General features: G+C 54.4%; 7 protein-coding genes and 1 pseudogene. 3 read left to right on the top strand and 5 right to left on the bottom strand.

The features are described from left to right. Positions 1-1726 (top strand): ABC transporter ATP-binding protein (locus VKV18_RS15210; RefSeq protein WP_324205031.1); only part of this gene is annotated, 1726 nt, incomplete at its 5' end. Positions 1727-1730: 4 nt separating this feature from the next. Beyond that, positions 1731-3497: an ABC transporter ATP-binding protein gene (locus VKV18_RS15205; RefSeq protein ID WP_324205030.1), complete on the top strand. Its 1767-nt coding sequence runs from the start codon at positions 1731-1733 to the stop codon at positions 3495-3497. Positions 3498-3537: 40 nt separating this feature from the next. On the opposite strand, the gene VKV18_RS15200 is transcribed toward VKV18_RS15205, so the two are convergent. The 5 genes and pseudogenes from VKV18_RS15200 to rimI form a co-directional block, all read right to left on the bottom strand. Beyond that, positions 3538-5418, bottom strand: coding sequence for a glycoside hydrolase family 127 protein (locus tag VKV18_RS15200; RefSeq protein ID WP_324205029.1), 1881 nt, complete (start codon positions 5416-5418; stop codon positions 3538-3540). A 114-nt stretch (positions 5419-5532) separates the two neighbouring features. Next, entirely contained in the window at positions 5533-7089 is a 1557-nt protein-coding gene (locus tag VKV18_RS15195) for a class I SAM-dependent methyltransferase (protein WP_324205028.1), read from the bottom strand. Between the two features lie 7 nt (positions 7090-7096). Further along, a pseudogene (locus tag VKV18_RS15880) lies at positions 7097-7688 on the bottom strand (restriction endonuclease). Between the two features lie 92 nt (positions 7689-7780). Next, on the bottom strand, positions 7781-8917 hold the full coding sequence (locus tag VKV18_RS15185) for an Lrp/AsnC family transcriptional regulator (RefSeq protein ID WP_324205026.1): 1137 nt from the start codon (positions 8915-8917) through the stop codon (positions 7781-7783). A 37-nt stretch (positions 8918-8954) separates the two neighbouring features. Continuing rightward, positions 8955-9476: a ribosomal protein S18-alanine N-acetyltransferase gene (gene rimI, locus VKV18_RS15180; protein ID WP_324205025.1), complete on the bottom strand. Its 522-nt coding sequence runs from the start codon at positions 9474-9476 to the stop codon at positions 8955-8957. A 280-nt stretch (positions 9477-9756) separates the two neighbouring features. Here rimI and VKV18_RS15175 point away from each other — a divergent pair. After that, the coding region (locus VKV18_RS15175) for a sodium/proton-translocating pyrophosphatase (protein ID WP_324205024.1) at positions 9757-11418 on the top strand (1662 nt) is incomplete at its 3' end.

The following is an 11418-nucleotide window of genomic DNA, read 5'->3' as shown; positions in this document are numbered from 1 at the left end:
GGTGCGCGTCTATTGGCGGTTGATTTTGTTGATCGTCGTCTTGACGCTGTGCACCTCCGCGTTGAGTTTACCTCCGCCTTATCTCATTAAGCTGCTGACGGATAGCCTTACGCAGAAGGCACTTCGCGAGCATCTCCCCGTTCATTTAGCTGCCATCTTCTTTGCGTTTGTGGGGGTCGCCGCCGGAAGTGCCTTCGTTGGTTACTGGCTTACCTATTGCATCACGTTGCTGGGGCAACGTTTCAAGCTGGACATGCGGAGGAAGCTCTATGCGCACATGCAGACCCTCTCGCTAGGTTTTTTTGAGCGCAGCCAGACCGGCAAGCTGATGTCCAACATCACCAACGATGTGGCCTCGCTAGACCAACTGTTGAGCGGAGGGTTCGTTAACGTTCTGCAAGACAGCGTAACGCTTATTGCGGTTTTGTTCATTATCTTCTCGCTCAACTGGAAGCTTGCCTTGGTGGCACTTTCGGTATACCCCATCTATATTGCCAACTACCTCGCCTTCATTGGGCGCATTAAGCAAACAAGCTATGAGGTGCGAGAGCAACGAGAGATCATCTACGGCGACCTTCAGGAGAAGCTGGCGGGCGTGCAGGTTGTGAAATCCTACGCCCGTGAGCGGTACGAGGTGCGGCAGTTTGCCGGTGAAACGCGCAGTCTGCTGCATCTAAACCTGCGCGCCTCCGTTCTTAGTACCGGCCTCTGGACGCTGGCCGAATTTATCGGCGCTATCGGCACGGCTTTGCTGATCTGGTATGGGGGCAAGCTGGTTATTGAGGGCAAGCTAACTCCCGGCAGCCTCATCGCGTTTTATGGCTACATTGGGGGGTACTTATACCAACCGACGTTGCGCATGATCCAGCTCAACGACCAGATCGCGCGCACCAACGCCGCCTTATGGCGCATCTTTCGCACCCTCGATACAAAGCCCAATGTTACCGACAAGCCGAATGCCGTTCCCCTTCCACCCATTCGCGGCGACGTGCGCTACGAAAATGTTTGGTTCGAGTATGAGCCAGGTCAGCCCGTGATCAAAGGGGTTAATCTCGATGTAAAAGCGGGTGAAGTGGTTGCCTTGGTGGGGCCGTCCGGCTCGGGGAAAACCACCATGGTGAACCTGCTGCAGCGCCATTACGATGTTACCGATGGGCGCATCACCATTGACGGGTACGACCTGCGGGATGTGCAGCTAAAGTCGTTGCGTCGGCAGATAGGGGTGGTTATTCAAGAGACCATGCTGTTCAACACCACCATCCGCGAGAACATTCGTTATGGCAAGCTCGATGCAACCGACGAGGAGGTAGAGGCTGCCGCCCGCGCGGCCAACATCGCGCACGTTATTGAGGCCATGCCGCGTGGCTACGACACCCGTTTGGGGGAGGATGGCGTTAAGCTTTCTGGAGGCGAGAAGCAACGAATCGCCATTGCCAGAGCCTTATTGGCCGACCCGCGAATCCTCATTTTAGATGAGGCGACTTCAGCCCTCGATTCGGAGACGGAGGCGCTCATTCAAGAGGCACTGGAGCGTCTGATGAAAGGACGAACCTGTTTTGTCATCGCCCACCGCTTGTCCACCATTGTGAAGGCCGATAAGATCGTGGTCATGGAGAAGGGGGTTATTCGCGAGATGGGCAACCACAACGAACTTCTGGCGTTGGGGGGCATCTATGCGAGCCTTTTCCATCAACAGTTTAAGGTAGCTTTGGAGTCGGGAGCGTAGCAGCATGGAACTGTTTCGTCGGTTACTAGGCTATTTACGACCCTATCGCAAAAAGGTGGCGCTCGCCGTTCTCCTGTTGCTGATCATCACCTTCACGCCCATTGTGTTGCCGCGTATCATCGGATACACCATTGATGTGGTGATTCCCCATAAAAACTACCGTGCGCTGGTATGGATTTTCTGGGCGATAGTGGGGCTTTATGCGCTGCGTGGCATCGTGTCGTTCTGGCTGAACTACACCATAGGATGGTTGGGGCAGCGGGTCGTTTTTGACCTTCGTTTTGAGAGCTATCGACATCTCAATCGTCTCTCCCTTTCCTACTACGACACCCGCCAGACGGGGAAGATCATGGCGCGCCTTATGGGCGACATTGACTTCATCCAACAGATGATCTCCGGCGGGTTCGTTACGTTCATGGCCGATATGCTTAGCGTCATCGCTATTTTGGTGGTTCTCTTTACCATGCAGTGGCGCCTTACGCTTTTGGCGTTGGCGGGCATCCCCTTCTATGTGGCCAACTACAAATACTTTATCCGCTACATTCGTCCGCTTAGCGTCGAACTGCGAGAAAAGTGGGATGCCATGCTTGGAGCCTTGCAGGAAAAGCTCGCCGGAATTATGGTCGTCAAAGCGTTTGCCCGCGAAGAGTACGAGACAGAGCGCTTCATGCAGACGGTAAAAGAGAACTTCGACCTCGGCATGAAGCAGATGAAGCTTAATCGGCGACTAGGTGCCATTGCCCAAGTCATACGCGCGACTTTTACCGGCGCGGTGCTTTGGTATGGCGGGGTTTTGATTCTGCACCATCGTATGGAGATAGGGGCTTTGTTAGCCTTTAATGCGCTGCTCAACCAGCTTTATGACCCAGCGGTGCGTATTGTGGACTTCAACGTGACGGTGCAGTGGACCATTGCGGCCATGGAACGGGTTTTCGAGACGCTGGATACCCGGCCGGAAATAACCGATGCGCCCGATGCCAAGCCGCTTACCAATATGCGCGGCGAGGTGGAGTTCGACCATGTTACCTTTGGATATGAGCGCGACCACCCCGTTCTGCACGACATCTGCTTGAAAGTGGCGCCGGGTGAGGTTGTGGCCATTGTAGGGCCTTCTGGCTCTGGAAAAACCACGTTGGTCAACCTTATCGCACGTTTTTACGAGGTCCCTCCGGGGCACGGCACCATTCGCATTGACGGTGTGGATATCCGGAAGGTCAAACTCGAATCGATACGAAGACAGATAAGCATCGTGAGTCAAGAGAGCCTGCTGTTCTCTGTGTCTCTTAAAGAGAACATCAAGTACGGCTATCACGATGCCACCGATTGGCAGATCATGCAGGCGGCAAAAATGGCCGATCTGCATGAGTTCATTCTCACACTGCCTCAGGCCTACGACACAAAGATCGGCGAGGAGGGCATTAAGCTGTCGGTGGGGCAGAAGCAACGCATGGCCATTGCACGGGCCGCGCTTACCAATCCACGCATTCTCATTCTGGATGATGCCACCTCTGCCCTAGATAGCAAGACCGAGGCCAACGTCCAGGCCGCTCTGGAGCGCCTGATGAAGGGAAGAACGAGCTTTGTGATCACCCACCGGCTTTCTACCATCATGAACGCCGATAAGATCGTGGTGCTCGATCAGGGGCGCATTGTGGATATCGGGACACATGCGGAGCTGGTGAGCCGGCCTGGGGTGTACCAAAATCTCTATAACGAGCAGTTCCGCGCCGCTCATGAACAGGATTCAGGCATACAGGCCCTGTTGGCCTAGCCAGTTGTTTGGGGCAGCTTGACAAAGCTGCCCCAATGGTTTAGAGGATAGGAAGCCAGACGGTCATCGGGCCGGCCTCTCGGTTTGCCCAAGCATAGTAGGGAATGGCCGTGATCGTCACAAGATGCGATGTTTCGTAGGGCCGATAAGGGACATACAGCTTCCCCGCCCACCGTTCTCTGTTTAATGCTACTCCCCGACCGATTAACACCGTAACCCCGTTAAGTAGATCAGGACGATGTTCCGGTGTGAAAGTCGTGTCATGGGGAAGCAGAATATCCCACGGGTCTGTGTTTGGATGGTCGCTCTGTTCCAGGCAGTAGACGACCGGCCCTCGCACGAGCGCCACTTTTTGGTAGTGATTCTGCACATGGGGATGGCTTTGAGTCCACTCTATGGGCATGGGCAGTTCCAAACGGATCGTTGCGGGTGCGCCGTTTAGGGTCACTTTCGCGTAGCTGCCGGGGGTGGGAAGGGCGGTTTCGGCGGAGGCATCTCCGTTGCAAAGGAGGGTAGCTTCTGTTGCCCATTGGGGAATGCGTAGGAAGAGAGCTGTCGTGTGTGCGGGGGCGCTCAACACCTCAATTTCGATAAGCCCCTCCCAAGGATAGTTTGTGTTCACCCGCAGGTGAACGTCTCCTTCTGGGGTTGGAAAGCGGATTTCGCTTTGCGCATAGAGATGAAGATAGAGTTGGTTTTGGCGATTTGTGCTGGCGAAGTAGCCAGGTAAAGAGGCCAGCAGGCGAGCGATGTTGGGGGGGCAGCAGGCGCAGCCAAACCATTTTTGACGCCGATGGCCGCCCCGATCGGCAAGAGGATTCGGGTAAAAATAGTGCTCGCCGTCGAGCGAGATGCCGGACAGAACCCCGTTGTAGAGGGCGCGTTCCATGATGTCGGCGTAGATGGGGTCGCCTTTGAGATGGAGCAGGCGATAGCACCACATAACTAGGGCGATATTGGCGCAGGTTTCTGCATAGGCCCGATCATCGGGCAGCTCATAAGGGGCACCAAAGGCCTCTCCTTCGTAGCGAGAACCTACTCCGCCGGTGATATAGAGTTTATGCTGTACGAGGTCTTGCCAGAGGGCATCGAGTGCCGCAAGATAGGCTTGATCGCCCGTTTCAAGCACGATATCGGTTGCTCCTGAAGCTAAATAGAGATGGCGAACGGCGTGCCCGACGAACTCTCTCTGTTCCACAAAAGGCAGATGGTCTTGATGGTAAGGGCTGCCTCCGAGAACGCCCCTGCCACGCGCCTCGACCATGCATCGCGCGAGTTCGAGGTAACGTGCCTCCCCGGTTGTGCGCGCAAGCTCCACGAGCGCCATTTCGGCTTCGGGATGTCCACAAGCTCCGGGCCGACCGTTTGGGCCAAACTTAGTGTAGAGCAGATCGGCATAGCGCTTGGCTACATCGAGGAGGTTAGTTCGGCCGGTAGCGCGATAGTGGGCCACGGCGGCTTGAAAGAGATGGCCGGCGCAGTAGATTTCATGCATGTCGCGGAGATTGGCGAAGCGGTCTTTGGCACGGTCGAACATGAAGTAGGTGTTGAGATAGCCATCGGGCTGTTGGGCGGCGGCGATTTCGGCGATGATGGCCTCCATCTGATCTTCGAGGTTAGCATCCGGCTCGTAACCGATGGCGTAGGCGATAGCTTCAAGCAGTTTATAGACGTCGGAGTCGTTGAAGTAGATTCCTTGAAAATCGATCTGTTTTTTGCCGGAGGCACGTCGAAAGTTATCTATACGTCCGGTCTCTTCGCAGCGTTGGATTTGAGAGGGAAGCGTTACCGAACGATTGGTTTGCAGGCGTGGTGCCCAGAATCGGTCTTTCAACCGAACCGCCTGCAGAGGCAGAGGCTGCATAGAGGCGAAAGGGCTTTGAGCGAGGGCGATCACAGGCCCTCGAGGCTGAGCCGACATGGTTTGTCTCCCGTTAAGATGCAAAGCTGGAAAAGTTTATTTCAAAGGCTTCGTTATTGAGGGTGCCTTTTCATCTATACTTCGGCAGAGGTGCATCCGATTCCTACCGCTGTGCTAAGAGCGAAACCCCGGTAGAGCCTCCTCTTCAAATTCAAATAGGCTCGCCTGGAGGGAGTCGTCTGACGGTTTTTGACGGCATGCTCTCTGTCGTTCAACCAGTTTTGCTATAAGTCTTTCGTCCCCATCTGTTACGTGTTGGGCGAGAGCGTAAAGGTCGAGTAAGTTGAGGAGTTCCGCGGTTATCGGGCGCTTTTCATCCCAAAAGATCAGGGAAGAGAAAAACTCCCATGCCGGCTCGGATTGCAGTAGGGTGTGAAGAGCACGACACTCCGCTTCGGTGTCGCAAGGAAAGAAGTAGCAGGTGTCGTCGAATACAACAGGACGGTTATCGTGAGGAGAAACGGGAACGAAATGGAGCTTTTTATACAGGCCGGATATGGCTACTTTCCATGGTGTGAAGGAGTAGGGGCCCAATCCGAAAAGGGAAAAGCGGGGACGCAAACGATAGATGCTGCTCTTTCTTGCGTCTAGAAGGTGGGCGTGTGCAAGAAGGTAGTTCCAGGCTTTAGGGGCGCTAATGCTCAGCTGAACCGGATCGTCGGCAAGAGACTGATGCGGAATAAAGAGCCATCGGCTAGGCTCCTTATGGTTGGCAAGATCGGAGCTTTTTAGGAGGGGAAAGAGGTGTTCTGGCTCGATATCTACGGTTTCCCCTAACTTGTTGATGAAACGCCCCTCGTGTGTGCGCAGCTCAAAGACGCCGGCGCAGTCGTGTTTGATGCCTGAACGCCAGCCCGATGGGCATTTCGCACGCAGATGCTGCCACTTTTCGTAGGTTGAAATGTCGGCGATAATGAGATTATCGCGTAGGCCACAGATGCGTTCTAGGCGCTCCCCATCAAGGGAGGAGAACACCCTCCATTCTTTAGAACGGCCTTTTGGGGCCAGTTCTAAAAACAGAAGGCAAGCGGAAACAGAGATTCCAAAGACCTTCTGCGCATCGAGAAGATAGACTTCCGCCGAGGCCACGGGCAGCTCTTGTTGGAAAGCATACTTAAGTACTTTACGCGCTACCGCCGTTTTACACAGCATGGCGATAATGGCATGTTTGTTTGTAAGACATTCGACGCATCGGCGCAAAATCCACTCGGAGATATCGAAGTTGCTTTTGCCGGTTAGGGCATGTATACCGGCGAAATTATCGCGATTCTGCTTAGGAGGTAGATTGTTGATGTTGTAGATTCCAAGCTCCGAATTGGTGACCCAAGGTGGGTTGCCGATAACCAAAATCGGCTCGGGCAGGCGTTCGACAATATCTTGCCAGGGTACGGTAAAGAAGTCTGCTTGCTGAACCTCAAAGGGAACCTTCCAGGCACATAGTCTGCTCCGCGTTTTCTCCACATGATTTGGGTTAATATCGGTGCCGAGCACATACTGGAGATGGGCGAATGTCTCTAAACAGGCTTGTAGAAAAGTACCTTCTCCGCAGGTGGGTTCAAGAACGGTCGCGGGTTCCAAGCCTTTTCGTGCGAGGCAATGGCAAACTTTCCGCGCGAGGTCTAGAGGCGTTTGGAAATCGCCAAATACAATTTTGTGGCTGGTGTTCTCCATATGAATACTATTTTAGCCTTTCGATTTCGGGAAGGGTCCCGGCCAGGTCTATGAGACGACCGAACTGTAGTCTCCATTGGAGTGCATTGGAGATGGTGAGATAGCCAAGCAAAGGAGGGTTTTGAAGTACTTCCTCTGCAAGCTGTGAGGCCTCTGAGTCGTTGAGTGGTAAACGCCTTTTCTTGAAGAAAGCAATGATATCGTCTTTGCTTCCATTGTTTTCGAGTATTTTAAATAACCCTGAGGTAGTCTGGTAGTCTCCGGTTCGCTCACGACCGACAAAGATAACAGGAGATATACTTAAGCGTCCCATGTCCTCTGCATCTGTCTTTTCATAAACAAAGATGAGCAAGGAGTGGTTGAGGCCATATATCTTTTCTCGCGCAGAGGTAAAAAGGGCACGAAGATTGTGGTTGCTTAATGCTCGTCAGTTTTATATCAACATTAAGGTCTGGAAAGTCTATCCCTGTAGCAGAATTGCCTTCGACAAAATGATACCTTTCACGCAGGTAGCTTCGGAAACGTTGTTCAAAATAGGAGCCGAGAGCCTTTCCGTCTGTTACCCCGAAAAGAAGGGGGTCGGCAGTTTGTGTCAGGATATCGGCAAATTGTGTTGCCTCCCTTTTTTAATGCCGAAAGTGTTAGTTGCACCTTGCCCATAGTAACCTTCTTTACGTTGGGTGTTGTCGGTTCACCCTTCGCGCATCTTATCCGGGTCAAGACCGTATTGCTGGCAGAACTGACGATAGGCGAATGGAGAGATTTCGGAGGGTTTGATCTCGCTGCGCCCGCCCCAAAACACATTGGTATAACTTACGGGAATGCCGATCGATTCGAGGTGGCGATCTATGGCAGCTTTATGGGCCAGAAGGCGCTCTTTATCGAGTCCGTGGGCCACACCCATGATATTGACGTTACCGAATTCGGGGCCGCCTTCGCGCCAATAGGCATGCGTCATGATGTGGAAGCTACCCACATGGCGTCCGGCCTCTAGCACCTTTTCGGGAGGGACCGCCCAGTGGAAGAGGGCATTGTAGCGGGTAACAAGGCGCTCACCTTCGGGATTAGGCTTAGCGTGTTCAAGAAAGGTGGAGAAGCGCCCGATGACGCCCTTTCGATTGAGCTGATGGGCGATTTCATAGAAGGTCTCGAGGGGAAGGCCGGCCTCCTGGGCGCGTGCTTTCCACAGATCACGACAAAGTTCCGAAGGGGTGAATTCCCGCTTAAGCGGGATGAGCACACGCCATTCAAGCTCTGTTAGCTCGGTGATGGTGGTGTAGATGGGGTCGGCGAGGACGGAAGAGCGGCTGCCGATGGGCAGATTTTTGCGACGCACATGCCCTACTCCGAGCACAAACAGGCATTTGGCAGGCATAAGGCGAAAGTGGGTTGCCCCTACCTGGTCGGCGAGGAAGCGAGCGTGTTTTTCAAGTGAGTAGCCCTGAGGCACTTTGAGGGTCGTCCAAAGACGGTAGGCCGACCCGGTGGTAGCTACATCGGTTGAGCGAATAACCACGTGGCCTGAAAACGGATCGCGTTGAAACATGAAGTCGAAGGCCTCATCCAAGCGCTCGAGGGGAACCTGCCAGGCCACGAGGGCGCCCTGAGCGAGATTAGTCGCAAGCAGGGTCTGCCGGATGCGCCGAATAACTCCCGCCTCAAGCATAGCGCGCACGCGCTCGATGACGGTTTCTATGGGCAGTGCCGCTCTCTCTGCGATGGCTCCAAACGGGTCTTCTTGAAAACCCTGAAGCTGATCTTCGGAAACGGCGAGTATGGCGGCGTTGATAGGGTCGTCCACTCTTGTGGGTAAAACGGCTGAATGCATAATAGGATTATCGCCTCTTTTTCTCTATTTGTGTATCCTAGTAAGTCCTACAGGCGGTGTCGGGCATTTGGTTCCTCAATTGTTGGAGTTGTGCGCGATATTCGGGTGTATCCATAGCGTCAAGCCGCATAACAATGGCGTGCTCGGCGTTGTCGGTATAGTAGTGTGGACGAAGGGTATAGGGGCGGAAACCGTATTTAGCATAGAGATTCTGTGCGATGAGGTTGCTCTGGCGCACCTCAAGCGTGGCGTAATGGGCTTTGCGTCGCAAGGCCTCTTCCAACAGCGCACAGAGGAGGCGCTCACCGATCTTTTGCCCGCGCCATTCAGGGGAAACGGCCAGAATAGAGATATGTGCTTCCCCCAGAAGCACGGTTTCCCCGCCGAAGCCCACGATGCGGTCGGCGATTTTCGCAACGAGGTAGCAGGAGGCCAAGTTGGTTAGCTCCGCATGAAAAACGGCACGCTCCCATGGGGTTGAAAAGCAGAGCCTGTCAATGCGCATGACATCGTCAAGATGGCAAGCGCGCATCCGCTCTATCGCAATGGGGTTCCACATACGTTCCGCCTTATGCCGTCGAAAGGAGTTGCAAACAGTGTAGCACTCTGAATGAGGAAAGATCAACGAGGCGCACGTGCTGTAGAGAACGTCGTCTGCCGAGCAAATACCAAAAAACCGATTGACAATACCTCTATATGTAGTTTATAATTCTGCAAGTGTTTGCAGATTGCCTCGATCCGTGCTAACATCTAGCCGCCAGGTGCGGCGGATGGTTCGGGTGAGAGGTGACATAAGGGGACAGATAACGGAACACGAAGGAGGTTATGATCTCGCCGCTATGACAAAAAAACACCCATTTCGCAGCCCGGAGGCTACGTCGCTTGGCCGCTTGCTTGTGTTGATCCTCCTCGTTCTGCTCGGCTCAATGAGGCCGGCATGGGCGAGTGAGGCCGTGAGCCTTCCAAGTTTTACCTCCCAAGAGACGACGATAGTCTTCATCGCGTTGTTGTCCGGCGTCATTTCGCTGCTGGCCGGAGGCTATTGGTATCGCTCGGTGGTGCGAATGAGCCCAGGCACAGAGCGGATGGAGGAGGTCGGGCGCGCCATTCGAGACGGGGCTTTAGCCTACTTAACACGCCAGATCAAAACGATGTCGGTGCTTGTGGTCATAATTGCTATTGGGCTTTTTCTGCTCTATCAGGGGCAGAAGGCGCTGGGATATGACTTGGCAGACGCGATAGGAGTTGCCTTGTTCTTTGTTATTGGTGTTTCGGCCTCCTACGGTGCCGGCTTCATCGGCATGAAGATGGCCACAACGGCGAATCAGCGTACGGCTAATCAGGCAAGAAGCACGTTTCGAGGTGCCTTGGAAACGGCTTTCAGGGCCGGAGCGGTCTCCGGCATGTTCACCGTGGGGCTTGGATTGATCGGGGCCTGTTTGGTGTTTCTCATCTTCAAGCAGAAGGCGATGCTGGTGCTGGTTGGCTTCGGCTTCGGCGGCTCGTTGGCGGCCCTGTTTATGCGCGTTGGCGGCGGCATCTACACCAAAGCTGCCGATGTGGGGGCCGACCTGGTGGGCAAAGTAGAGGCTGGTATTCCCGAAGACGACCCACGCAACCCGGCCACCATTGCCGACAATGTGGGGGATAACGTGGGAGACTGTGCGGGCATGGCGGCGGATGTCTTTGAGAGCTATGAGGTCACTTTGGTAGCCGCCATTATCTTGGGGGCCGCGATCATCTCGCCGGAGTACTGGAGTGCCGACGCCACCATGCGCCATAGTGCCCTCATGTTGGTAATGTACCCTCTCCTCGTGCGTGCCGCAGGCGTTTTTGCATCCATCATCGGCGTGCTGGCCGTGAAAGGGGAAGACCGGGAAGACCTAGACCCCATGCAGCCCATCAATCGGGGCTTTTGGGTGTCTACCATAGCGGCAACCATCCTCTTTGGGTTGGCCTCCTATCTCTACTTCGATCGCTTCAATCCAACGCACACCGTGGCTGTTCCCACCGAACAGGCAGCCCAACAGTACACCTGGGTGCCGTTTTTCTTATGCACCTTTGTGGGCATTCTGCTGGCCATCGCCATCGGCTGGCTCACAGAGTACTTCACCTCAACAGAAAAGAAACCGGTCACCGAAATCGCCTATCAGTCGCGCACGGGGCCGGCCACAATGATCATTTCGGGGTTTTCTTTCGGCATGGAAAGCTCCGTATGGGCTGTAATTGCCATTGCGGTGACCCTGGTGTTGGCGCTCATCATCTTTTCAGGTAACGCGCTTTTGGCCGGATATGGCATCTCCTTGGCCGGTTTAGGCTTGCTGACAACGACGGGCTACATTCTGGCAATGGATACGTTCGGGCCTATCACCGATAACGCCAACGGCATCTTTGAGATGTCGGGAGTGTTGGAGGAGGATAGGGCTTCCGGCCGTTTTGCCGGCATCGAGGGCCTTTCGGGCGACCGCATTGTTGGCCGTCTCGATGCCGTGGGCAACACC

The organism is Chthonomonas sp. (genome assembly GCF_035294505.1).
GTDB lineage: Bacteria > Armatimonadota > Chthonomonadetes > Chthonomonadales > Chthonomonadaceae > Chthonomonas.
This window is presented reverse-complemented; position numbering and strand designations above follow the sequence as displayed.

What these genes read in the sequence shown, in the direction of transcription:
- VKV18_RS15205 (WP_324205030.1), top strand. Translation starts at nt 1,731, where the DNA reads ATGGAACTGTTTCGTCGGTTACTAGGCTATTTACGACCCTATCGCAAA.
- VKV18_RS15200 (WP_324205029.1), bottom strand. Translation starts at nt 5,418, where the DNA reads ATGTCGGCTCAGCCTCGAGGGCCTGTGATCGCCCTCGCTCAAAGCCCT.
- VKV18_RS15195 (WP_324205028.1), bottom strand. Translation starts at nt 7,089, where the DNA reads ATGGAGAACACCAGCCACAAAATTGTATTTGGCGATTTCCAAACGCCT.
- VKV18_RS15185 (WP_324205026.1), bottom strand. Translation starts at nt 8,917, where the DNA reads ATGCATTCAGCCGTTTTACCCACAAGAGTGGACGACCCTATCAACGCC.
- rimI (WP_324205025.1), bottom strand. Translation starts at nt 9,476, where the DNA reads ATGTGGAACCCCATTGCGATAGAGCGGATGCGCGCTTGCCATCTTGAC.